The organism is Ruegeria sp. TM1040 (assembly GCF_000014065.1).
Lineage (GTDB): Bacteria > Pseudomonadota > Alphaproteobacteria > Rhodobacterales > Rhodobacteraceae > Epibacterium.
In genome coordinates, this window is the sequence record NC_008043.1 from 444,123 (window position 1) to 468,294 (window position 24,172).

At 59.7% G+C, this 24,172-nt stretch carries 21 protein-coding genes; 10 read left to right on the forward strand and 11 right to left on the reverse strand.

Annotation, left to right across the window (positions count from 1 at the left end):
• Nucleotides 1-3: 3 nt before the first annotated feature.
• Nucleotides 4-1,059: an efflux RND transporter periplasmic adaptor subunit gene (locus tag TM1040_RS02525; protein WP_254658801.1), complete on the reverse strand. Its 1,056-nt coding sequence runs from the start codon at nucleotides 1,057-1,059 to the stop codon at nucleotides 4-6.
• A gap of 324 nt (nucleotides 1,060-1,383) precedes the next feature.
• Here TM1040_RS02525 and TM1040_RS02530 point away from each other — a divergent pair, with 324 nt between their 5' ends.
• Genes TM1040_RS02530 through TM1040_RS19680 form a run of 3 tightly spaced genes read left to right on the forward strand, consistent with a single transcriptional unit; the run spans nucleotide 1,384 to nucleotide 3,853 of the window.
• Nucleotides 1,384-1,794 (forward strand): sugar 3,4-ketoisomerase, encoded by a 411-nt coding sequence (locus TM1040_RS02530; protein ID WP_011537037.1) that lies wholly within the window; start codon nucleotides 1,384-1,386, stop codon nucleotides 1,792-1,794.
• On the forward strand, nucleotides 1,791-2,891 hold the full coding sequence (locus tag TM1040_RS02535) for a DegT/DnrJ/EryC1/StrS family aminotransferase (protein ID WP_011537038.1): 1,101 nt from the start codon (nucleotides 1,791-1,793) through the stop codon (nucleotides 2,889-2,891). The genes TM1040_RS02530 and TM1040_RS02535 overlap by 4 nt, the downstream gene beginning before the upstream one ends.
• Nucleotides 2,888-3,853, forward strand: coding sequence for a glycosyltransferase family A protein (locus tag TM1040_RS19680; protein WP_011537039.1), 966 nt, complete (start codon nucleotides 2,888-2,890; stop codon nucleotides 3,851-3,853). Before TM1040_RS02535 ends, TM1040_RS19680 begins: the two co-directional genes overlap by 4 nt.
• Before the next feature lie 60 nt (nucleotides 3,854-3,913).
• On the opposite strand, the gene TM1040_RS02545 is transcribed toward TM1040_RS19680, so the two are convergent.
• The 3 genes from TM1040_RS02545 to TM1040_RS02555 are packed head-to-tail and all read right to left on the reverse strand — an operon-like array spanning nucleotide 3,914 to nucleotide 6,457.
• Complete coding sequence (locus TM1040_RS02545; RefSeq protein ID WP_011537040.1) at nucleotides 3,914-4,855, reverse strand: GNAT family N-acetyltransferase; 942 nt, start codon at nucleotides 4,853-4,855, stop codon at nucleotides 3,914-3,916.
• A complete protein-coding gene (locus tag TM1040_RS02550; protein ID WP_011537041.1) occupies nucleotides 4,852-5,781 on the reverse strand; it encodes a hypothetical protein in 930 nt (309 codons plus the stop codon). Before TM1040_RS02550 ends, TM1040_RS02545 begins: the two co-directional genes overlap by 4 nt.
• 1 nt (nucleotide 5,782) lies before the next feature.
• Nucleotides 5,783-6,457, reverse strand: coding sequence for an acetyltransferase (locus TM1040_RS02555; protein WP_011537042.1), 675 nt, complete (start codon nucleotides 6,455-6,457; stop codon nucleotides 5,783-5,785).
• Between the two features lie 236 nt (nucleotides 6,458-6,693).
• On the opposite strand from TM1040_RS02555, the gene TM1040_RS02560 reads away from it, so the two are divergent.
• Entirely contained in the window at nucleotides 6,694-8,376 is a 1,683-nt protein-coding gene (locus TM1040_RS02560) for a UDP-N-acetylglucosamine-peptide N-acetylglucosaminyltransferase (protein ID WP_011537043.1), read from the forward strand.
• A gap of 4 nt (nucleotides 8,377-8,380) precedes the next feature.
• On the opposite strand, the gene TM1040_RS02565 is transcribed toward TM1040_RS02560, so the two are convergent.
• Nucleotides 8,381-9,280, reverse strand: a complete 900-nt coding sequence (locus TM1040_RS02565; RefSeq protein ID WP_011537044.1) for a rhodanese-related sulfurtransferase — start codon at nucleotides 9,278-9,280, stop codon at nucleotides 8,381-8,383.
• Between the two features lie 192 nt (nucleotides 9,281-9,472).
• On the opposite strand from TM1040_RS02565, the gene pncA reads away from it, so the two are divergent.
• The 3 genes from pncA to pncB all read left to right on the forward strand — a co-directional run bounded on the left by pncA (nucleotide 9,473) and on the right by pncB (nucleotide 13,785).
• Nucleotides 9,473-10,078: a bifunctional nicotinamidase/pyrazinamidase gene (gene pncA, locus TM1040_RS02570; protein WP_011537045.1), complete on the forward strand. Its 606-nt coding sequence runs from the start codon at nucleotides 9,473-9,475 to the stop codon at nucleotides 10,076-10,078.
• Between the two features lie 116 nt (nucleotides 10,079-10,194).
• Nucleotides 10,195-12,432: a hybrid sensor histidine kinase/response regulator gene (locus TM1040_RS02575; protein WP_254658803.1), complete on the forward strand. Its 2,238-nt coding sequence runs from the start codon at nucleotides 10,195-10,197 to the stop codon at nucleotides 12,430-12,432.
• Nucleotides 12,433-12,495: 63 nt separating this feature from the next.
• On the forward strand, nucleotides 12,496-13,785 hold the full coding sequence (pncB, locus tag TM1040_RS02580; RefSeq protein ID WP_011537047.1) for a nicotinate phosphoribosyltransferase: 1,290 nt from the start codon (nucleotides 12,496-12,498) through the stop codon (nucleotides 13,783-13,785).
• On the opposite strand, the gene TM1040_RS02585 is transcribed toward pncB, so the two are convergent.
• The 5 genes from TM1040_RS02585 to TM1040_RS02605 form a co-directional block, all read right to left on the reverse strand.
• Nucleotides 13,786-14,259 (reverse strand): hypothetical protein, encoded by a 474-nt coding sequence (locus tag TM1040_RS02585; protein WP_011537048.1) that lies wholly within the window; start codon nucleotides 14,257-14,259, stop codon nucleotides 13,786-13,788.
• Nucleotides 14,256-15,866: an ABC transporter ATP-binding protein gene (locus TM1040_RS02590; protein ID WP_011537049.1), complete on the reverse strand. Its 1,611-nt coding sequence runs from the start codon at nucleotides 15,864-15,866 to the stop codon at nucleotides 14,256-14,258. The genes TM1040_RS02585 and TM1040_RS02590 overlap by 4 nt, the downstream gene beginning before the upstream one ends.
• Nucleotides 15,863-16,678 (reverse strand): ABC transporter permease, encoded by an 816-nt coding sequence (locus TM1040_RS02595; RefSeq protein ID WP_011537050.1) that lies wholly within the window; start codon nucleotides 16,676-16,678, stop codon nucleotides 15,863-15,865. Before TM1040_RS02595 ends, TM1040_RS02590 begins: the two co-directional genes overlap by 4 nt.
• Nucleotides 16,675-17,622 (reverse strand): ABC transporter permease, encoded by a 948-nt coding sequence (locus TM1040_RS02600; protein ID WP_011537051.1) that lies wholly within the window; start codon nucleotides 17,620-17,622, stop codon nucleotides 16,675-16,677. Before TM1040_RS02600 ends, TM1040_RS02595 begins: the two co-directional genes overlap by 4 nt.
• 134 nt (nucleotides 17,623-17,756) lie before the next feature.
• Nucleotides 17,757-19,235: an ABC transporter substrate-binding protein gene (locus TM1040_RS02605; RefSeq protein ID WP_011537052.1), complete on the reverse strand. Its 1,479-nt coding sequence runs from the start codon at nucleotides 19,233-19,235 to the stop codon at nucleotides 17,757-17,759.
• A gap of 229 nt (nucleotides 19,236-19,464) precedes the next feature.
• On the opposite strand from TM1040_RS02605, the gene panB reads away from it, so the two are divergent.
• From panB to glpK, 3 genes are all read left to right on the forward strand, one after another.
• Nucleotides 19,465-20,307 carry a 3-methyl-2-oxobutanoate hydroxymethyltransferase gene (gene panB / locus TM1040_RS02610; protein ID WP_011537053.1) on the forward strand — a complete coding sequence of 281 codons (843 nt, stop codon included), beginning with the start codon at nucleotides 19,465-19,467 and terminating at the stop codon, nucleotides 20,305-20,307.
• 13 nt (nucleotides 20,308-20,320) lie between these two features.
• Entirely contained in the window at nucleotides 20,321-21,163 is an 843-nt protein-coding gene (gene panC / locus TM1040_RS02615; protein WP_011537054.1) for a pantoate--beta-alanine ligase, read from the forward strand.
• Nucleotides 21,164-21,269: 106 nt separating this feature from the next.
• Entirely contained in the window at nucleotides 21,270-22,754 is a 1,485-nt protein-coding gene (gene glpK, locus TM1040_RS02620; RefSeq protein ID WP_011537055.1) for a glycerol kinase GlpK, read from the forward strand.
• Nucleotides 22,755-22,847: 93 nt separating this feature from the next.
• Here glpK and TM1040_RS02625 read toward each other — a convergent pair whose 3' ends face one another.
• The gene (locus TM1040_RS02625; RefSeq protein ID WP_011537056.1) at nucleotides 22,848-24,101 is read right to left on the reverse strand and encodes a flavin-dependent oxidoreductase; all 1,254 of its coding nucleotides are present in this window, start codon (nucleotides 24,099-24,101) and stop codon (nucleotides 22,848-22,850) included.
• Nucleotides 24,102-24,172: the final 71 nt, after the last annotated feature.

Genomic DNA, 24,172 nt, shown 5'->3' on the forward strand with positions numbered 1-24,172 from the left:
TCCCTAGTTGTCTGTGTTCACAAGCGAGACGGTAACCCTGTTGCCCGGACGTGCCTTCTGGATGCCCTCAACAATGACCCGCGCACCTGCCTCCAGCCCGTCTTTGACCTCCAGGTACCCGGCCCGCTGGGTGCCCACTTCGACCCGTTGGGCCTGCACTCTGTCGTCACCGTCAACCACCAGCACATATGCTCCCTGCTGATCCAGCAAGAGTGCCTGCGCTGGCAGGGCAAGCGCGCGGCTGTCGGCGTTGGCCACCAGATGCACATCCACAAGGCCGTTGTTGATCAGGAGGTTGTCCGGATTTGGAACCGTCGCGCGGACGATGACCGCATCGCTGGAAGAGGCCGCGCTCACATCGGTGAAGGTGATCACGCCGTGATGCGGATAAACAGAGCCATCTGCCAAGGTGAGCGAGACAAACACGTCCTCGTTACGCGCGCCCCGTTTGCGAAAATCGATCATGCTGCGCTGAGGCACCGGAAAGCTCGCGTAGATCGGATCAAACTGCACGAGGGTCGCCATCGGGCCGGATTGTGGGCTGATCAGATCTCCTGTGGCAACTGCAGATCGCCCGATGAGCCCCGAAATAGGCGCGCTGATCTCCGTATAGGCGAGGTTGATCCTCGCTGCTTCTACCTGAGACTGGGCGGCGGCAACATTCGCCTGGCTGACGGCAAGATTGGCCTGAGCTTCCTCAAGGAGCGCCCGAGATTGCACGTCCCGCCGGGTCAGTTCCTCTTGGCGATCAAACTTCTGCTGCGCCAGGGTTTCGGTGGCTTGTGCCACGGCTAGTGCCGCCTCTGCCTGATGCACCGTGTTGCGATAGATGTCCTGATCGAGCGTATAGAGAGGCTGCCCTTTCTCGACAAATGCCCCTTCTTCAAAGTGCCGCGCACTAAGATAACCTTGCACGCGCGCGATCAGATCGACGGATTGAATGGCCTCGATGCGACCCGAAAAAGTTTCGGCTTCTTGAAAGTTTCGCTCCTCAATGATTGCAACGGTGACGGCAGGCGGTGGCGGCGCGGCATTTTGGTCTTGTGCTGCGGCAGACAAAGGAAGCGCAGTCAACGCGCATATAAGCAGACAGTTAAGGCGGATCCACGCGCAAAATTGATCCGTTCTGCGATCAATAGAAGAAGCCATTTCGACCTCCTTCAACTTATGTGTTCAAAAAACAGAATGTTGCAAAACTAATGTTAGTTAGACACAAGTTGGTGTCGGCTGCCAAGAAAATCTTTGGCGCAGACCCGCCACATATGGATTGCCTCGCGTCTTGGCTTGGCAGCCTATGGCGCGGGGTGGGCGGCACCATAGACGTGTTGAGTTTGCCGAACGGGCCTCCTATACAAAAGCTCTCGAACTGCCACAGGAACCAGTATGTCGATTTCAAAGTGCCGGATCATCGACCTCCCACGCATAGCGGATGCCCGTGGCAATCTGACCTTCATTGAAGGGCAAAACCACATCCCGTTCGACATCAAGCGTGTCTACTATCTCTACGATGTGCCAGGCGGGTCCGACCGCGGGGAGCACGCGCACAAGAACCTGCATCAATTCATGGTCTGCATGTCGGGTAGTTTTGATGTGTGTCTGGACGACGGTTTCGAGAGCAAGCGCATTCAGCTCAACCGGTCTTATTTTGGCATCTACATCTGTCCAATGATCTGGCGGTATCTGGACAATTTCTCCTCAGGTGCGGTTTGCATGGTGCTCGCTTCCGAGCCATATGACGAGGCGGATTATATCCGGGATCGGGATGAGTATCTCCGCGCGGTGCGCGCGTCATGAGCGTTTCGTTCCTGGATTTGAGCGCGGCTTATGCAGAGGTTTCGGCAGAACTCGAGGCGGCCGCTCAGCGTGCGATGCGCTCTGGCTGGTACATTGGCGGGCCAGAAGTTACGGCGTTTGAAACCGCCTTTGCCAAGTTCTGCGACGCAAAAGACGCCATCGGCGTGGCCAATGGTTTGGAGGCGATAGAGATTGCCCTTCATGCCTTTGAGATTGGCGCAGGGGACGAGGTCATCGTTCCGGCCAACACATTCATCGCGACCTGGCTTGCGGTGGCTCGCCGCGGTGCGGTGATTGTGCCCGTCGAGCCGGATCCCGAGACCTACAACATCACACCCGAGGCAGTTGCAGAGGCAATCACACCGCGGACACGGGCGGTGATTCCGGTACATCTTTATGGTCAGCCAGCGGACATCGATGGGATCATGCGCGTCGCGTCAGAGCGTGATCTGATCGTGATCGAAGATGCTGCGCAATGTCATGGGGCTCGGTGTCACGGCGCGCGGATCGGGAGTGTCGGCCACGCCGCGACTTGGAGCTTTTATCCGTCCAAGAACCTCGGCGCGCTTGGTGATGGCGGTGCGATTACCACCAACCATGCCGAAGCCGCCGCGCGCATGCGGTTGCTAAGCAACTACGGATCTTCCCAGAAGTACATTCACGACCTTCCGGGAACAAACAGTCGCCTGGATCCGCTGCAAGCCGCGATGCTATCGGTCAAGCTTCCACTGCTTGACGAGTGGAATCGTCGTCGACAAGCCGTTGCAGCAGAGTATCTGGATGCTTTGGCGGAAACCGCGCTTGTTCTGCCCAAAATCGCTGATTGGGCAGAGCCGGTCTGGCATCTCTTCGTCGTCCGCCACCCAGATCGCGACGACCTGATGACCGCATTGCGAGAACGTGGGGTGGAGACACTCATTCACTATCCGATCCCGCCGCATCGACAAAACGCTTTCAAAGATCTCGGATTTGGCGAAGGGGCCTTTCCAATCACGGAACAGATGTCGCAGGAATGCTTTAGCTTGCCAATGGGTCCGCATCTTTCCACCGATGATACCCAGCGCGTGATTGCCGCCCTCAAGGAGCTCTTGGCGTGACGTCGCCAAGCGGGGAGGCCTCGGCATGTCCACGGTGCAGTGTGATTTGCCTCACGTATAATCACGCGGCGTATTCAGCTGCGGCGATCGCTTCGGTCGCAGAGCAGACCTATCCCAATATCGAGATCATCGTGGTTGACGATGGATCGACAGACGGCAATGCCGACATCGTAGAAGCGGCACTCAAGTCGTGCGGACGACCCTACAAATTTTTGCGACAAGAAAATACTGGCAATATCGCGATGAACATGAACCGGGGCATCGCGGCGGCCACTGGCGATTATATGTCGATGTTCTCACTGGATGACCTGCTGCTTCCAGATTGCATCGCGACCAAGATGGAACTTTTGATCGCGGATCCTAAATTGGTTTTCGTTGCCAATACCTGCAACATGGAGGTCGACGGGGCCGGGCGGGTGACGGATCCGCTCTACAAATCCGGGCTCTATGAGCTTGAGATCGCGACGGCAGAAGCCTTGCTTGAGCTTGAATTCGAACACATTGGATTGCTCTACATGCAGGGCGTGGTGATTTCGGCACATGTGGTGCGCGCGATCAAGGGCTATGATGAGGACCTAAAAGGGGATGACCTGATCATCCGCACGAAGATCTTTCGTCACATGCAAGCGCATCCTGAACTGGGTTTTTGCCTGCTGCATAGGCCCGGGGTGCAATACCGCAAACACAGCGAGAACATTCACCGTAACTCATGGCGTCAGGTAAAACTCGCGCTCGAATGGCGGGATCGCTTTTTTCCTGACCGCTCCATGCCGCACCTCTGGCGGGTTTGGGTCGTTCGTGCGCTCAAGACCTCTATTGCGGAGGGCGATATGGATACCGTGACCACCATGACGTCAGAGCATTCAGAAATTTCCGAGGTCTATAACGGCTACCGTGGCAGTTGGAAGTTCTGGCGCAACATGGCGAAAAACAAAATTCGACAGCTGTTTGCGCGCGCCTGAAGGGCGACCGAAGCCTGTTCTTTCTAATCTGGTGTGGGGTTTGATGTGGGCGCGACCGTCTCAGAGATCCAGAGCGTAGCGTTGATATATCACGCAGCGCGCGCCAAACATTTCTTTTTGTTGTGCAAGGCCCGGATTTAGGACAGCCCCCCCTTCGGTGGTTGAGATGCCAAAATCAAACCAGTCGCGATCGGCAAAAACGGATTGGATCAGGTGCAGGATAATCGCATCGATCGCACCTGCCGCCCGCCCTTCGGGGTTGCCTGCGATGTACTGAATATGGATGCAGCGCCCGCAGTCAAAGCTCACGACACCTGCCTGCATGGTGTTGCCTTGCATCGCGCCAAACAAGCGAATGCGACTCGGAAAACTCTGGGCAAGCTGCTCAATCTCTGCCAACGAGTGGGTGGGCGCAGCCTCATGTCGTTCGGCCAGAACATCAGTCAATATACCCCAGAACGCAGACCAGTCCTGCGTTTCCGAAACGACAAAGCCCTCTTTGGCGGCGCGTTTTGCGGCCTGACGCCGGGATTGGGATTCCTTTGGGCGGCGGGAGAGGGGAATAGCGGCAGAGGCATCGGTCTGGATCAAGCGTCCGCCAAGACGTGACAGCGCATAGAGATCTTCCTCTACTGGGGCGCTGTGATAGAAATGCGGTGTTGGCTTGTAAATCAGTTGGGTGGCGCCGGTCTGGCGCAAATACGCGCTGATTGCCGCCATGGTCTCCAACATCAAACCTGTGCGCATGTCATTTCCGACAATCACACCGCCATAGGTAAGGCCGCCGTGAGAGACAACTTGTGTCTCGCTACGGTTGGCAGGGAGCAGCGCCAGCACTTTTCCCGCGCGCTTCACCACGAGCGATGCATCATGAAACCGGTCTGCATGGTACTCCATGAAGCGGCGGTCATGCAAAAAAGTGCCATTGCGCGACGCCGCGACAAAGGCGTTCCATGCGTCCGCCTCGGACGCGTCATAGGGCTTGACGGTCAGATCAGTCATGCCTCAGCCTGCCATTCCGCGACGCCGACGCCGGTCTCACCCATGTTGTTTCCGTTGTAAAACAGATAGCTACGACCAGTTGGCGTGTCGATCCTTGCCGGATAGCATGTCATTTCTGCATCCCAGTCGCCGGGCGCTCCGCGAGGCAGTTCAACCTCATCTGAACGCTGAAACACGATCCCGTCTTTGGAGTGCGCCAAGTGGCTTGAATAGTGCTTGTCGAACGTATCCGACGTCACGCGCAGCTCAAAACTGCCATCTGCGAGACGATTGGCACGGGGGCGACCGATGCGGTATTCGGCCTCATTCACATCCATGATCTTCACTGCATCACGCATGTCAAAGTGAAGGCCATCTTCTGATGGAACCGTCCAGCAATTGTACTGTGGGTAGATGCGCCCGTTGATGTCCTGCCAGCGCTGACCGCAGGAAATCCACGCGCGAAACCCGGTCTCTGTTTGGGCAATGCTATGCAGCGCATTGATGAACAACGCTTCGGGCGCGCGATCTAGAACCGGGGTGGGGAACACCCGGTCAAAGCGCGTGCCAGACGCATCGCTGATCGCTACGCCCGTGAAGGCCAAAAACTTTGCCTTTTCAACAAGCTGAAAGCCCACGTAATACATCCGAAGTTCGGCTTCGGACGTTCTGATCACATCTCCAAGAATGACGCCGTTGTCGTCAAACATGCCCGGTTCGCCGAGGTCCAGCGCCGGTGCATCGCAGACCGCGATCACCCGAAGTGGGTTGTGGGCATCAAGATCGACCCAGCCAATCCGAGAGATACCCGCATCATCGCGCATGCCCCCATAGAGACGAATGACATCCGCAGACATCTGCACGGGAACCGGTGTCATGAAACTGTGCTGCGCCCAATCCGCAAATCCGTCGGCGCAATACACCCGACCAAGTTTGTGCCAAGCCATGTCAGTTCTTGAGTTTGAAGTAACGATAGGTGCTAACCCGCGATGGTTCGGCCGGATGCCCCGTCAGGAGTTGGCCAGGCTCTTTGAAAGACTTATTGACCACTGTTGCAAGCCCGACAAAGCAGTCTTCGCCGATCTCGATATTGTCGGCAAAGGATGCATTGACGCCGACAAAGCACCGCCGCCCGATCTTGCAATACCCCGACACCACGACATGCGAGGAGAGGAAGCAGAACTCTCCAATCTCGGTCTGGTGGCCGATGTGGTTCCCACTCCATAGTACGACACCGTCACCAATCTTGACCCCGTGTTGCACAACATTGTTTTCAAAGATGAAAACATTCTCGCCGAGCTCGGCGGTACGCCACACGAAGGCATGCGAACTGATGTAGTTGGCGAGCCCGTATCCTTTTTCTCGCATGACCCCAACCAGACGCTCTCTGACGCGATTGAGTTGGGTGTTGGTGACGGCCACATGCGCTTTCACTTCCAAAGGATCGAAATGATCTTCGACGGTCTCCAGATCGATCAGCGGTAGACCACAATGGGTGTCGCCCTCACGAAAGGCGGCCTCGACGGCAAACCCCACAACGTCATAATCGGAGTCATAGGTAAAATACTCATAGGCGATGTCGGCAAATTCGCCTGCGCCCACGATCAACAAGGGTGTCGTCATATCATCACTGCCTCAGCTTTTTACCTGCCAGTGATATACGTGAGTCATGGCGTGAATGAAATCCAAGAATGTTTCGTGACGTGGCAGCCCTTAAGCCGAGACCACTATATGGGGCTTCATATTGGGCTTCGTAACTCCTTCCCGCACGTCTCGTCGTCTTTGAAAGGATCTTAAGTTTCGCACGGTACGCTCGGGTTCTGACCCACGACACCCAGCTTTGGAAGACGGACCTTGAAATGACCATTGCGTTTTCTCCCCGCGATCTGACCCCGCTCTATGCTTCGGCGGTTGCGCTGCTCAATGCGGGCAATCTTGCAGCAGCGAGGGAACAGCTTTTGCGGTCTTTGCATGAAGAAGGGGAGACGGCGCTCAGCTACCACTATCTCGCGCAGATCCTCGAGCGCGCCGGTGGGCCCGGCACCGAGGTGCTGGCGGCGCAGGCCAATGCGTTGAAATGTGCGCCCAACCACCCGGTGTTTCTGGCAGCACTCGGTGTGCGCTTGGTTGATGCCGGGCGCGATCAAGATGCGCTTGTGCTCCTCAGGAAGGCGCTGGAGATCGACCCCCAAAACCCTCTGGCGCTCCCCTGGGTCATGCGGCTCAATCGCCGCTACTTGCAGTGGACCTCATATGAGGAAGAGGCCGCAGCATGTGAGATGCTCCTCAAGAGCGCGCACAAGGTGGATCCGCTGCTCTCGCTGACATTTGTGGATGATCCAGCCCAGCAGTTGAAGATCGCCGCACGCAGCGCGCCCGATGTCGCCGTTCAGCCGCTGGAGCCGCATGCCCCGCATGAAAAGATCCGTGTCGGGTATTTCTCGGCAGATTTCAGCGAACATGCCACGATGCATCTGATCGAAGGGCTGATTGAGGCGCACGACAAAGGCGTCTTTGAATTCCATGTGTATGATTTCAAACCGGATCCCACGTCTCGCCAGCATCAGATCATCCGTGATTTTGCAGATTGCTATCACGACGTTAGTGCGCTTTCGGCCGCAGAAACGGCCGCGTTGGCCCGCCAGGAGCAGCTTGATATTGCCGTTGATCTCAAGGGGATCACCACCGACTCGCGACCAATGATCTTTGCGCTCCGGGTCGCGCCTGTGCAGGTTTCATTTCTGGGATTTCCAGGCACAACCGCGATTGCGGAAATGGACTATATGATCGCGGATCGCATCACCATTCCTGACGGGGATGAACGGTTTTACAGCGAAAAGATTCTCCGCCTGCCGGGATGCTACCAGCCCAACACGAATTCGCGCATCCTGCCTGAGGGGGCAGGTGGGCGCGCCGCCTTTGGCCTGCCGGACGACCGGTTTGTATTCGCGAGCTTCAATCATCCGCACAAGGTTGGCCCGAGCGAATTTGCAACTTGGATGGAGATTTTGCGCGAGGTGCCGCAGGCGGTGCTCCTGTTCTATTCCGGAAAGGCGGACCTGGGCGCCGCGCTGGCCGAACGAGCCCAGGCCCACGGGGTTGAGCCGTCGCGGGTCTTGGCCTGCGGCCCGCTTCCCCAGACGGCGCATCTGGAGCGGATCGCGCAGGTCGATCTTTGTCTGGATTGTTTTGCCTACAATGCCCATACCACCGCTTCGGATGCGGTCTGGGCGGGGGTGCCCTTGCTGACGCTTGCAGGTCGTCAGTTTGCGGCACGCGTTGCGACCAGCATCCTGTCTACGGCGGGTGTGCCGGAACTCTCGACGGTCTCGACCAAGGACTATGTGGCAAAGGCGGTGCATCTTGCCACCCACCCAGAGGATCTTCTGGCCCTAAGGCAGAAAATTTCAGCGGCGCGGCACGGCTCGCCTCTCTTTGATACCAAGCGCTGGACCCGTGACTACGAGGCTCTCTTGCAGATGTGCTATCAACGCCACCGGGCCGGTGAGGCACCCGACCACATGTCCCTCAGCGACGGCTGAGGTCTCAGGCTTCTTGAATATCGCCGCGCTCGCGCGCGAGCCGGATCTGTTTCTGACGCTCGCGAAAGCGCATTTTGTCCTGCGCGCTGGTCTCATTGATGCAATTGTGACAGGAAACGCCCGCCTCGAACTCCGGGCGTTCTTTGTCTTCGGGCAGGATCGGGCGGCGGCAGCCATGGCACAGCTCATGCGGGCCTTCTTTGAGCCCGTGACCGACCGAGACGCGGTTGTCAAAGACGAAACATTCGCCCTGCCAGCTGCTCTGGTCCTGCGGGACCTCTTCGAGGTAGCGCAGGATTCCACCTTTTAGGTGGTAGACATCCTCGACGCCCTGCCCGAGCAGAAAATTCGTGGATTTTTCACAGCGGATGCCGCCGGTGCAGAACATCGCCACACGTTTGTTGTGAAAGCGGTCCTTGTTTTCCTCCCACCACTGCGGGAATTCGCGAAAGCTCTCGGTCTTGGGGTCGATGGCGCCCTCAAAGGTCCCGATCGCCACCTCGTAGTCGTTGCGCGTGTCGATTACCACCACGTCGTCCGAACGGATCAGGTCGTTCCAGTCCTCTGGTTCAACGTAATGTCCAACCGAGGCACGCGGATCGACATCGGGTTGACCCATGGTGACGATCTCTTTTTTCAGACGCACCTTCATTTTGCCAAAGGGCGGATGGTCCGCAGTGGCCTCTTTCCAGTCCAGATCCGCGCAGCCCGGCAGGGACTTGATATGTGCGAGCACGGCATCAATCCCGGCGCGGGGACCGGCGATCGTGCCGTTGATCCCTTCATGGGCCAGCAGCAAGGACCCTTTGACGTCGTGCTCCAGACACAGCGCGAGCAACGCAGGCTTGAGAGCAGCGGGATCCGGGAAGCGGGAGAATTGATAGAGTGCGGCGATGGTATACATGAGAGGGCGGATAGAGCGAGTTGCACGCTTTTGCAAGATGCGAAAAAGTCAAGCAACAGCCATAAAATAAACACCTGAAATGTAGGATTGGCTTGCTATAAAGTCACAGCGCTGCAGTGCTAGGATCTCCCCAAAGGTGATTGCGCTTGAAACTCTGTCAGGCGCGGTTTCCTTCTAGTGAAAACAACAGCAATGGAGGCGGCAGTGACACAGGCTCTTCTCGTTATTGATGTGCAGAATGATTTTTGCCCCGGTGGCGCGCTGGCGGTGACGGAGGGCGATGAGGTCGTTGCCCCGATCAACGCCATGATGGAGCGGTTCGACACCGTGATCCTGACGCAGGACTGGCATCCCAAGGGGCATTCGTCCTTTGCCAGTTCTCATCCCGGGCATGCGCCCTTTGACACGATGGAAATGTATTATGGTCAACAGGTTATGTGGCCCGATCATTGTGTTCAGGGCAGCCAGGGCGCAGAGTTTCACCCAAGGCTGCGCACTGACGGGGACATGATCATCCGCAAAGGGTTTCGCCCCGAGGTGGATAGCTATTCCGCGTTTTTTGAAAACGACCAGACCACGCCGACCGGGCTCGAAGGCTACCTGCGCACGCGCGGGATCTCGGATCTGACACTGGTGGGCCTGGCCACGGATTTCTGCGTCGCGTTTTCGGCTCTGGATGCGCGCCGACTTGGTTTTTCCGTGGAAGTTGAGCTGGCAGCCTGCCGTGCAATCGATCTGGATGGGTCCCTGGCAACGCAGCTTGAGAATATGCGTCAAAAAGGCGTGAAAATTTCGTGACAGCGCAGGTCATTTGTTAATCTCGGTCGAATATAAGAACAACAGCCTGACGTTTCAGGGCGACCTAGTCGGATCAGCGGAGCATGGAGCAAACACAGCCTGACACGGATGGACCGTTGTCCCAGCACAATGCGCGCTTCAGCCCTCGTGGGTTGTTGATCCGGTACGCGGTCATCCGCGCGCGGATGTATTACGCGCGGATGTTTGCGGCGGCAGGTCTCACATCGGTGCTGGCGGTGATCTTTGGCCCCTTCTGGCCGCTCGTCTTTTTTGTGCTCTACCTGATCACGGACAAGGCAGAGACCACCTATCTGCGCGGCCTGCCGGAGCGGCTTGAAAATGGCACATCGCTTGCCAAAGCCAAGCGGATCATCTTTGTGTTTTCTGTTCTCTACGCTGGCAGTGTCTGTGGATTTGCCGCCATCCCCTATGTGCAGATGCATACGGAGGCGGGCGCGCATGAAATCCTGGCGGAGCCGTTCTTTGCGCTGTGTATCGTGCTTGGACCCGCGCTGAGTGCCGCTTTGGATCTGAGATATGTGCCGCTTGCCGCATCGGTGCGCCTCTTGATGCTTTCGCTTTTGCCATTTGGCCTGACCGCGCATATTTTGCTCCAGAACCAGACACATGGCGCTGATTTGCAGCTGATGGTGGCGGGGCTTGTCGCCTTCTTTTTCACGCAGATCTGGTTTGTCGTGATGGTGCAGAAACGGCACCGCAATTCACGTCGGAACCTGCGGTCTCAGGCGCTGCAACGGCAGGCGCTCGAGGACGCCTACATGCGTCTCTTTGACCAAAAACAAGAAGCGCGACGCCTGGCGATGATTGCCGAACACGCCAATGATGGCGTGATGCTGATTGGTCGGGACGGGATCGTGCGCTGGGCCAACGACGGGTTTTCGCGCCTCACAGGCTACACGTTTGACGAACTTGTCGGGCAGAACCCGGGCAAGATCCTCAACAGTGAAAACACCGATCCCGCCGCCCTGCGGGTCATCGAGGCGGGGCGCGAAAAAGGAGAGCCTTTCCGCGCCGAGCTCATCAATCGACGCAAGGATGGCAAGGAAATCTGGATCGAAACCAATCAGGTTCCGGTCTTTGACGACACCGGGCAGATCGAAACCTACATCGCGGTAGAGCGGGATGTCACGGCCACCAAGGAGTATGAACGCCAACTGAAAGAAGCGCGTTTGGCCGCGGAAGAAGGCGCACGGATCAAGGAAGAGTTCCTGGCCACCATGAGCCACGAATTCCGCACCCCGATGAACGGGGTGATCGGCATGGCGCAGATGTTGCAGGCAACGGATCTGAGCGAGGATCAACGCCTGTACACCGACACGATCCTTGGGTCCTCGCGGGCGCTTCTTGCGCTGATCAACGATGTGCTTGATCTGTCGCATATGAACGCTGCCGGGGTGTCGCTGTTCAACGTTGATTTTGATCTCCATGCCTGTGTCGGCGACATCGTCCGCCTGCTGAGCGGTCAGGCCGACGAAAAGCATCTGGAGCTGTCGGTTGAGATTGACCCGGACGTGCCCGTGTGGGTCACCGGAGATGACCGCCGGCTGCGCCAGATCCTCGTCAACCTGCTTGGCAACGCAGTGAAATTCACCACAAGCGGGTCGATCTTCATTCGGCTGCGTGGCGTGGTGACCGGAGATCAGGTCGCGCTTAAGATTGAGGTCGAAGACACCGGGATCGGTATACCTGCCGACAAGCTGGAGAAGATCTTTGAGCGCTTCTCGCAGGCGGACAATGCCATTTCCCGCAAGTATGGCGGCAGCGGGCTTGGGTTGTCGATCTCGCGCGGGTTGGCGCAGGCGATGGGCGGCGACATCGATGTCACCTCGGTCGAAGGGGAGGGGGCCTGTTTTACCCTCATGCTCGACATGGGGGTCGCGGACTGCCCTTCTATCGTCGCCGATGAGGCTGAGGATGCGGACTCCCTGCCCGCGTTGGACCAGCTTCAGGGTTTGCGCTTGTTGGTTGCCGAGGACAATCGCGTCAATCGCCTCCTGATCCGCAAGTTTCTCGACGATGCCCCGCTCGAGCTGCGCTTTGCCACCAATGGCGCAGAGGCGCAGGAACTGGCGAAACGGTTCCGCCCACAGGTGATCCTGATGGACATGTCCATGCCCGAGGTGAACGGGCTCGAAGCCACCCGCGCGATCCGCTCGTTTGACATAACCCAGCCCTATATCGCGGCGCTCACAGCCAATGTCGACGAGACGAGCCGGCAGGCCTGTGTAGATGCAGGTATGGATACGTTCCTGAGCAAGCCTCTGTCGCGCAAGGAACTTTTGAACCTGCTTCTGACGTTTTCCGAAAGGGCGCGGGCATCAGAACGCGGTTGAATGGCTTGCCCAAGGGGGGCGCACTGTCCTATCAATCGGTGAACAACCGCGAGAGGGCGACCCTTGGATATTGCAACGCGCGTCTACAATCACAAGTGGAAGATTGATCCAATCGTCCGGTCGCTGATTGATACGGATTTCTACAAACTCTTGATGTGTCAGTCGGTCTTTCGCAACAAACCTGATACGCAGGTGACCTTCTCGCTGATCAACCGCTCTGACAAGGTGCCGCTTGCGCGTCTCATCGACGAGGGCGAGCTGCGCGAGCAGCTGGATCACATCCGCTCCCTGAGTCTCAGCCGCGGCGAAAGCACATGGCTGCGCGGCAACACGTTCTACGGCAAACGCCAGATGTTTCGGCCCGACTTCATGGAGTGGTTCGAAAACCTGCGCCTGCCGCCTTATCACCTTGAACGCAAGGGTGATCAATACGAGCTGACCTTTGAAGGGTCCTGGCCCGAGGTCATGCTGTGGGAAATTCCCGCGCTTGCGGTGCTGATGGAGCTGCGCTCGCGCGCGGTCCTGAATGACATGGGCCGGTTCGAGCTGCAGGTGCTCTATGCCCGAGCGATGACCAAAGTCTGGGAGAAAATCGAACAATTGCGCCAGATCGACGGTCTCGGGATCGCGGATTTTGGCACCCGGCGCCGCCATAGCTTTTTGTGGCAGGACTGGTGCGTGCAGGCGATGATGGAAGGGCTTGGCGGGTCTTTTACCGGCACCTCCAACTGTCTCATTGCGATGCGCCGCGAGGTCGAGGCCATTGGCACCAACGCGCATGAGCTGCCGATGGTCTACTCTGCTTTGGCCGAAGATGACGCGGCGCTTGCCCGCGCGCCCTATGATGTCCTGTCGGACTGGCACGAGGAACACGAGGGCAACCTGCGCATCATTCTCCCGGACACCTACGGCACCAAGGGCTTTTTGGAAAATGCGCCGGACTGGCTGGCGGGATGGACGGGTATTCGGATCGACAGTGGCGATCCGGCGGCGGCGGCAGAAATCGCTATCAAGTGGTGGCAGGATCGCGGCGAGGATCCCACTGAAAAACGTGTGATCTTTTCCGATGGGCTGGATGTGGGCAAGATCGCAGAATTGCACCGGCAGTTTTCGGGTCGGGTCAAAGCCTCCTTCGGCTGGGGTACGCTTTTGACCAATGATTTCCGCGGCCTCGTCCCTGATGACGGCCTCGCGCCCTTCTCGGTGGTGTGCAAGGCGGTTTCGGCCAATGGGCGCCCGACGGTCAAGCTCTCGGACAATCCCGAAAAGGCGATGGGCCCCAAGGATGAGATCGCGCGGTACAAGCGGGTGTTCGGCGTCGGCACGCAAGAGCGTATCGACGTGATTGTCTGATCACTCCGGCGCAGGGTCGGTGATTTCAAAGGTAAAGCTCTTCACCTGATGGGGGGTGAAGGGCGCGCCGTCGCGCAGGCCCCTGATATTGGGCATCAGGCTCAACCGGGTGCCCCAAAAGGCTGCCGCGCCCTTGGAATGGTGCGAAATTCCCATGCGCCAGAACCCCGGAAACTCATTGAGGATGAGGGCCGCCGCTTCCATCCCAAGCCCCTTGCGTCGATGCTGTGGCAGGATCATGAATTCCGAAAACTCGCGCCGGTCATCGGGCAGATTGAGCACGATGGCAAAGCCCACGCGCGAGGCGTCTGCATGTATCCAAAAGGCGGTGACATCCTTGCGATGCAAGAGCTGCCCGGCCCGTTCGGAAGGGTCAATGCCCGCCGTCGGGGCGGTTTCGGCAAAATAGGGCGCCAGCAGAGTGGCGAGGCGTCCACGCTCTCGCGGCAGGATCAGCGAGAGCGTGACAGTCATGCGGGGGCCTCAACGGGCTCGGTTGGCGTGATGTCCGGCAGCACCGGCGCCGCCGCCAGAAGTTTCTGCGTGTAGCTGTGCTGTGGCGCGGTAAAGACGTCGTCGACGGGGCCTTCTTCGACGATTTCGCCCTTCTGCATCACCAGCACCCGGTCGCAGACCTCGCGCACCACGCTCAGATCGTGGCTGATAAAGAGATAGGTGAGCCCATAGGCCTCGCAGAGCTCGGCAATCAGGTCGAGAATACGGGCGCGCACCGAGACATCGAGCGCCGAGACCGCCTCGTCAAAGATGATGAGCTCGGGCCGCGTAATCAGCGCGCGCGCAATGGCGATGCGCTGACGTTGCCCACCGGAAAACTGATGCGGATACTTGTTTGCATCCGAAGCCTTGAGCCCCACGTCCTCCAGCACCTGTCCCACCAGGTCGCGCCGCTCTTGGCCGGTTGCGGCGTCCGGCGATAGATGAAACGGTTCCGTCACCAGCCGCTCAACCCGGTGGCGCGGATTGAAACTGCCATAAGGGTCCTGAAACACCACCTGCATCGCTTGCCGCTGGGCGGCGCTGCGCTGTTGCGACAGGGGCTGACCGTTCAGCAGCAGCTCTCCGCCTTGCAGCCCTTCGAGGCCCAGAATGGCCCGGGTCAGGGTGGATTTGCCGCATCCGGACTCGCCCACAAGGCCCAGACGCTCGCCCTTGTGAAGCGTGAAGCTCACATCGTTGACGGCGCGAAACGTGCCTGGTTTGCCCAGCCAGCCTTTGCGAGGCGTTGCATAGTCGCGCACGGCGCCTCGCACCTCCAGCAGCGGGGCAGGGGCCTCGGGCGCGGCAGGCAGCGCAACCTTGTGAGCGGACGCCTCAAACAGCATGCGCGTATAGGGGTGGCGTTGATGGGTGAGCACGCTCAGGGTCGGGCCGCGCTCGACCACCTCACCCTTGCGCATCACCACGATCCGATCGGCAAGATCGGCCACAACAGCAAGGTCATGGGTGATAATGAGCAGCCCCATCCCGTATTCGCGCACCAGGTCCCGCAAGAGATCAAGGATCTGCGCCTGTGTAGTCACATCCAGCGCGGTTGTGGGTTCATCCGCGATCAAGAGCTTGGGCCTGAGCGCAATCGCCATCGCGATCACAACGCGCTGACGTTGTCCGCCAGAGAGCTCGTGCGGGTAGCGATCCATCGGGAAACGCTCCGGCGGCAGGCCGACCCGGGTCAACACGCGCGCGGCCTCGGCCTTGGCGTCGGCTTCGGCGGTGTCGGTGTGCAAGAGGATCGTCTCCATCACCTGCGCCCCGATGGTCATCACCGGGTTGAGCGCCGTCATGGGCTCTTGAAACACCATACCGATGTCACGCCCGCGCCGCTGGCACATCTCGTCTTCGGAGAGGGCGCAGAGGTTTTCGTCCTCAAGGTAAATCGCGCCGTCAATCTTGGCAGCCTGCGGCAACAGGCGCATGACGGAAAAAGCCGTCATCGATTTGCCAGATCCGCTCTCGCCCGTCACCGCGAGGATCTCGCCTGCCGCTATCGACAGGGTCACATTCCGCAGGATCGGCAGCGCCCCGATCGAGAGCGAGAGGTTGGAAATATCCAGAAGGCTCATGCGCGCCCCTCCATCAGGCGGGGATCAAAGCGGTCGCGCAACCCATCCCCCAGCAGGTTCAGGCCCACGACGGTCACGATGATGGCGCAGCCCGGCACAATGGCCAGATGCGGCGCGAGGCTCACGAGGGTTTGCGCCTCAGCAAGCATCCGACCCCAGCTCGGGGTGGGGGGCTGCGCACCAAGCCCCACATAGGACAGCCCCGCCTCGGCCAAGATCCCAAGCGAGAACTGGATTGTGCCCTGCACGATCAGGAGGTTGGCGATATTGGGCAGGATATGTTCGGCCGAGATACGCGCGCGCGATTTCCCGGCAACCCGGGCCGCCATGATGAATTCCCGCGCCCAGAGGCTGAGACTGCCGCCGCGCGCCACACGGGCAAAGACCGGAATATTGAAAATGCCGATGGCGATGATGGCATTGACGGCGCTCGGGCCAAAGACGGCCGTGATCAGGATCGCAATCACCAGCGAGGGAAAGGCAAAGACCAGATCATTGCCGCGCATGATGATCTCATCAAGCCAGGAGCCGCGCGTGGCCGCCGCTGCAAGCCCCAAAGGCACGCCAAGGCCGATGCCGATCCCCACCGCCAGAAGCGCCACCGCCAGAGAGGTGCGCGCGCCGACCATGACCATCGACAGGATGTCACGGCCAAAATGATCGGTGCCCAGAAGATGTGTGGCATTTGGAGTCTGCAACTTCTCGGGGATGTTCATCACCGCATGGTCAAACGGCGTCCACACGAAGGAGACGATCGCCAGAAGCAGCATGACCCCAGAAAGGAGACCGCCAAGAAACAGGCTTCGGTTCATGATGTTCTCCTGAGCCGAGGATCGACCACGGCATAGGCCATATCGACAAGAAAGTTCACCAGGATCACGGCAAAGACCAAGAGCATGACGACGCTTTCGACCACAATGAGATCGCGCGCGGAAATCGCCTGAAACACCAGCCGTCCAAGGCCCGGCAGATAAAAGACCTGTTCGATGATGATGGCACCGGCAAGCAGGAATGAAAACTGCAGGCCGATGATCGTAAGCACGGGAATAAGCGCGTTGCGCAGCCCGTGACGGCGGATCGCCTGCTTCTGGCTCAGACCTTTGGCGCGAGCCGAGCGCATGAAGTCCTCGCCCAGCACTTCCAGAAGGGCCGAGCGCATAACCCGCGCAAGGATTGCCGCCTGCGGCAACGCCAGCGCAATCGCCGGCAGGGTCAGCGCGTGCAGTCCCGCCCATAGCCCCTTGTCCCAGCCGACAAATCCGCCCGCCGAAAACCAGCGCAGATTGATTGCAAAGACCAGCACCAAGAGCATCGCAAACCAGAAATTCGGCACCGCGACCCCAAGCTGGGTCGCGCCCATCACGGCCATGTCCCCGGCTTTGCCCCGCCGCGAGGCCGCATAGATCCCGGCCGGAAGCGCGATCAATGTGGACAGCGTCAGCGCATAGATCGCGAGCGGCAGAGAGACCCAAAGCCGCTCTGCAACCATTTTGGCGACCGGGGTGCGATATGTGTAAGAGGTGCCGAAATCTCCGGTCAGCATGCCGCCAACCCAGTCGAGATAGCGGCTCACCTTGCTTTGATCGAGGCCCAGCTCGCTGCGCAGGGCGGCGACGGTTTCCTCTTGGGCGCCGGTGCCCAGCATGAAGGAGGCCGGATCGCCCGGAGCGACTTCGATCACGGCGAAAATCACCATGGATGCAATGGTGAGACTGAGAGCGAGCGACAGCAGTCGTTTGGCGAGATAATGCAGCATTGGCAGAACGTTATGGGGCGCCGCAGCGCGCGTCTAGGGGCAGCGAGGCAAAATGGATTTGCAGAACTGAGGGGGTGGAGGTGGGGTCGAAAACGCCGGGCCTGATCGGTAAGGCCCGGCGCAAGACGAGGGTTTTACTCAGCCCAGCTGAGCGCCCCGATTTCGATGGCAGCGGCCGGAGCATTGGCCCAGATGCCCTCAAGGCCGGCTTTGGCAACGCCGAGCTTTGCCAGCTGGAACAGGTAGCCGTTAACATAGTCATCCGCGATCATGCGCTGGGCGTCCTGCAGGAGCGCCGTACGCTGGTCCGGGTCGGTGGTCGCGTTGAGGCGGCTCATCACGCCCTGGAACTCCGGATTGTCATACTGGAAGTAATAATCCGGACGGCCATAGATCCCGATGTCCATCGGCTCGGTGTGGCTGACGATCGTGAGACCATAGGTCTTGCCTTTGAACACGGTCTCAAGCCACTGCGCCCATTCCACATTGATGATCTCGGCGGTGATACCCACCTGGGCCAGCTGCGCGGCCACGATCTCGCCACCGCGACGGGCATAGGCGGGGGGCGGCAGGTGCAGCGTGGTGGTGAACCCATCTGCAAGGCCCGCTTCGGCCAGAAGCGCGCGGGCTTTGTCGGGGTCAAAATCGGACTGACCGGTGAGATCCACATAGGCCGGGTTATGCGGCGCAAAATGGGTGCCAATCGGCGTGCCATAGCCAAACATCGCACCATCCACGATGGCCTGACGATCAATCGCATGGGCCAGCGCCTGACGCACTTTGGGGTTGTCAAAGGGTGCCTGGGCGTTGTTCGTCGACAGGATCGTCTCGCCTTCGGTGGAGCCAACGATCACCTGAAAACGCGGATCGGCCTCGAACTGGATCATATTCTCTGGCGCCGGGAAATTATCAAAGGCGTCAATGTCTTCGGCCATCATCGCGGCAAAGGCGGCGGTGGGGTCGGAGATGAACTTGATCGTGGCGCCCGTCAGCTCGGGGATCTCGCCCCAGTAATTCGGGTTGCGCACCATCTCTACCCGGTCTCCCTGCACCCATTCGCCAAAGCGGTAGGGGCCGGTGCCCACAGGAGCAGTTTTCAGGGTCTCGACCGACTCTTCGGCCACGATCACCGCATCGCCCCAGGCGAGGTTGAAGAGGAAATTGCCGTTGGGCTCGGAGAGCGTCACCACCACGGTTTGCGCATCACTCACTGTGACGTCCGCAATGTCCGCAAAGAGCGCCTTCTGGGCGTTGGTGCTGTCCTCGGCGCGGGCGCGATCGAGCGAGAATTTCACATCCTGCGCATCAAGCGTGCTGCCGTCGTGAAAGGTGACGCCCTCTTGCAGAGTGAACGTATAAGTCCGACCGTCCTCGGAAATCTCCCAGGATTTCGCAAGAAGCGGCACCACAGCCCCATCCGGGGTAAAGCGCGTGAGGCCCTCGAAGATATTGAGATACACCACCGTATCGATGGCTTGCGCCGCGCCGCCAGTGGGATCGAGATGCGGCGGCTCCAGCTGGGTGGCGTAGGTCACGGTGTCCTTGGCCAGCGCAGGCCCCGCCAGAAGGGCGAGCGCAGAGACGGCCGCCAGAATGGGTTTTTTGAAATTCATTGTCGTTTTCCTCCTCTTTCGGTGGTGTACCACCGCGATTCATTCGCCATTTCACGCTGGCGTTATGTGCAGCAAATGATTTTTCCCTCGCGTAATCAAGCTTTGCTGCACTGCCGCACGGCTGGTAAGCCCGGCTGGCAAATGGTATCGACGGCAAACTTTGTCCGCTTTGGCCCTGTGCCCGTTGGCTCTGAGACGGGTCAGGAGTGTTTAACGAGGTAACAAAATAATGAGCGCATCATCGCAAAAAACGGCCCTAACGGCCGAAGACATCCGGGCCATGAAAGGGCGGACCCCGATTGTCAGCCTCACGGCTTATACCACACCGATGGCGCAGCTGATGGATGAACATTGCGATTTTGTACTGGTCGGGGACAGCGTCGGCATGGTGTTGCATGGGCTGCCGTCGACGCTTGGGGTCACGATGGAGATGATGATCCTGCACGGTGCTGCCGTCGCTCGCGGCCTGAAGCGCGCGATGATGGTGATCGACATGCCCTTCGGAAGCTACGAACAATCGCCAGCGCAGGCCTTTGCGAATGCCGCCCGTCTGATGGCGGAAACCGGTGCGGCGGCTGTCAAACTCGAAGGCGGCGAAGAGATGGCCGACACCATCCGCTTTCTCGTGAAACGCGGTATTCCCGTGATGGCGCATATCGGGCTCACGCCGCAGTCGATCAACACGCTGGGCGGCTACAAGGTGCAGGGCCGCGACGACGCTGCCAAACCCCTTATCGCCGATGCCCGCGCGGTTGCTGAGGCCGGGGCCTTTGCGGTGGTTCTGGAAAAAGTCCCGGCAAGCCTTGCCGATCAAGTGACTGAGATCGTCGACATTCCCACCATCGGCATCGGGGCCTCTGCGGGCTGTGATGGCCAGGTGCTGGTGGTGGATGACATGCTTGGCTTTTTTGGCGCCTTCAAGCCGAAGTTCGTCAAACGCTACGCCGAGCTTGGCCCCGCCGCCGAAGAAGCAATCGCAGACTACGCCTCCGAGGTCCGCGCGCGGCGTTTTCCCAGTGCAGAACACACCTTTGCGGACCACGCGCCGCAAAAAGCCCCTCAACAAGACTGAAGGACTGCTCCCGATGACTCCCCCGATCTTGCGCCGTCTGGATGATCTGCGCGCCTTGCGGCGTGACTGGATGAAGAAGGGCGATACCCTCGGTCTTGTTCCCACCATGGGCGCATTGCACGCCGGGCATCTGTCCTTGGTAGAGGCCGCCAAAGCCGCCTGCGATCATGTGGTTGTCACCATTTTTGTGAATCCCAAGCAGTTCAACAGTCCCGAAGACCTCGCCAATTATCCGCGCACGGAACATGAGGACGCGCAAAAGCTCGCACCCTACGGTGTCGATGCGATCTATGTGCCCGATCCGGATCAGATCTACCCCGAGGGCTACGCCACCACGGTCAGCCTCACGGGCGTCACGGATGTGATGGAAGGCCCCAACCGCCCCGGCCACTTCGAGGGGGTCGCCACGGTGGTGGCCAAACTGTTCCTTCAGTCCGGGGCCGACCGCGCGTTTTTTGGCGAAAAGGATTATCAGCAGCTGATGGTGGTGCGGCGTATGGCGCGGGATCTCGATATCCCGATCGAGGTGATCGGCTGCCCCACCGTGCGCGAGGCCTCGGGCCTTGCCATGTCCTCGCGCAATATGCGCCTCTCTGCTGCGGCCACAAAGACGGCCGGCCAGCTCAATCCCCTCATGGAAGCCGCGGCCACCCGTCTGCGCGCCGGCGAGGACTATGCCCCGCTTGAGGCCGAGATGCGTGCCCAGCTCAGCGATTTGGGGTTTGCCGAGATCGAGTATATCGACCTGCGCTGTGCTCAGGATCTCACGTCTCTGGACCGTCTGGATCGCCCCGCACGCATGTTCGTTGCGGCCTGGCTTGATGGGGTGCGGCTCATTGACAATATCGCCGTCTGAGCCCTGTCCCGCGGTCGCTTTGATACTAATTTATTAGTAGGGGCTGGTCGCGCTAACAGATTTATGTCTAATCTCCGCAGCAAGAGACGATTTGGAGGGCGCGCTCATGACCTATATTCTCGCGATTGATCAAGGGACGACTTCGACCCGCGCGATCCTGTTTGACGGTGACATGCAGGTCGCCGCTGTGGCGCAGGAGGAGTTTACCCAGCATTACCCCAATGCGGGATGGGTGGAACACGACCCCGAGGACCTTTGGTCCACGACCCTGGCGACTTGCCGCAAAGTGATGGCAGACAAAGGTATTTCCGCCTCTGATATTGCCGGGATCGGCATCACCAACCAGCGCGAAACCACCGTTGTCTGGGACAAGGCCACCGGCCGCGCGATCCACAACGCGATTGTCTGGCAGGACCGCCGCACCGCCGAGATCTGCGAAGGTCTGCGCGACGAAGGCCATGAGGACATGGTGCGCGAAACCACGGGGCTTTTGCTTGATCCCTATTTCTCCGGCACCAAGGTCAAATGGATTCTCGACACTGTCGAGGGGGCCCGCGCCCGTGCCGAGGCCGGTGATCTGCTGTTTGGCACCATCGACAGTTTTCTGATCTGGCGTCTCACGAACGGGCAGTCGCACGTCACGGACGCCACCAACGCGGCGCGCACCCTGATGTATGACATCAAGTCCGGCAGCTGGAGCACAGAGATCTGCGCCATGCTGGAGGTGCCGCAGGCCATGCTGCCCGATGTGCTCGACAGCGCGGCAGACTTCGGCACCACGTCCCCGGACCATTTTGGTGGCGCGATCCCCATCCTGGGCGTTGCGGGCGATCAGCAGGCGGCGACAGTGGGCCAGACCTGTTTCAAGCCGGGGATGATGAAATCCACCTATGGCACCGGGTGTTTTGCACTCTTGAACACGGGCGATACGCCGGTGCTGTCAAAGAACCGCATGCTCACAACCATCGCCTACCAGCTGGATGGCAAACCCACCTATGCGCTCGAAGGCTCGATCTTTATCGCAGGCGCAGCGGTGCAATGGTTGCGCGACGGGCTTGGCATCATCGGCAAGGCCAGCGAGTCCGGGGTGCTGGCTGACAAGGCGGATCCAACCCAGGACGTGATCCTTGTGCCCGCCTTTACAGGCCTTGGCGCACCCTACTGGGAACCGGACTGCCGCGGCGGCATGTTTGGCCTCACCCGCAACTCGGGCCCTGCGGAATTTGCCCGCGCCGCGTTGCAGAGTGTGGCCTACCAGACCCGCGACCTCTGGGAGGCGATGCGCGCCGACTGGGAAGGAGAGGCCAATGTCACCCTGCGCGTCGATGGCGGCATGAGCGCCAGCGACTGGGCCATGCAGAGCCTCTCCGACACGCTTGGCGCTGCCGTCGATCGCCCCGTCATGCAGGAAACCACCGCGCTGGGCGCGGCGTGGCTTGCGGGCATGAAAGCAGGCGTCTACCCCGATCAGGAGGGCTTTGCGGCCACTTGGGCCCTGGATCGCGAGTTTAAACCAAAGCTCGACGCTGCCCGTCGCGAAGAGGCCTATGCCCGTTGGAAACGCGCCGTGCAGGCTGTCATCGGAGTCTGACGCGGCGCCTGAAAACCGCCCCCTCGCGTCTTCTAACAAAAAATATCCCGGGGGTTACAGGGGGCAGCGCCCCCTGTCTTTATGTCAAAGGCGTCAAACCTGCGCCCCGGCCGGAATGGTCGGGGGCTGCGCATTCAGGGCCTCAATCGAAAACCCCGAAATTGCCTTGTACTTGGCCGCATGCGCCGCAAGATCCGCGCGCGCAATAACGGCGTCGATCTCCTCAAACGCCCCCCCGCAGAGGTCCTCAACGCGCTGCAACACCGCATCCGGCCCGTTTCCGGACCGGTTGGCCAGGCCGATCTTGGTGGCTGCCGGGCGCATCTCGGCCTCATAAGCCTGCAGCGCCTCTGTCGTCACCCCATGCGCGAGGATCTGTGCACCGATATTGCGCGCATCCAGAATCGCCTGGCTCGCACCGTTAGAACCGATGGGATAGGTCGGATGCGCCGCATCCCCCATCAATGTGCGATGCCCAAAGCTCCACTGCGGCAGCGGGTCCCGATCCACCATCGGGTATTCATAGACCACCTCGGCGCCGCGAATGAGCGCTGGCACATCAATCCAGTCAAAACGCCAGTCTGCAAAGTCACCGACAAACTGATTGATATCGACCGCCCGGTTCCAATCCTCGCGCTGGAAATCCTGGTTGGGGTCAAAGCGTTTTTCGGCAATCCAGTTGAGCGTCGCAAGACCGTCCGCATCGGGCGCAGAGATCGGATAGGACACAAAGCGCAGATGATCGTGACCGATCATCGCCATCGCGCCTTCGCCTTTGAACACCGGCGCGCGGGTGGTGGCCCGCCACAGAATACGCCCGTCCCAGATCGGCGCGCCCTCGTCGGGGTACTGGCAGGCGCGCAGGGCCGAATGGATGCCATCCGCTGCCACCACAAGACGTCCCGCGACGCTTCGCCCATCCGAAAGATGCAAGAGCGCGCCCTCTGCGGTGTCCTCCCAGCCCTGCGCGCGCGCGCCGGTTTCAATCACCTCTGGTCCTGCGCGCTCCAGAAGGCTGCGATACAGAAGCATCTGCAATTCGCCCCGATGAACGGAAAACTGCGGCCAGGCATAGCCTGCGTTGAGGCCGCGCGGCTCTTCCCAGATCGTGTTGCCCAGCTTGGAATAAAACCCAAGCTGCTGCGTGCGCACACCAATCGCATCAAGCTCCGCCTCAAGGCCGAGATCAAACAGCTCGCGCACCGCATTGGGTTGCAGGTTGATGCCAACGCCCATGGGTTTGAGCCTGCGCGTGGCTTCAAAGACCTTAAACGGCACACCGATCTGGTGCAGCGTCAGCCCCAGAGCCAGCCCCGCGATGCCGCCACCTGCAATCAAAATTGTCATAATTCATGTCCTCCCGCGCGGCATAAGATCATGGCGCTAGAGGCAAAGACAAGCCCGCAAAAGGACGGGAG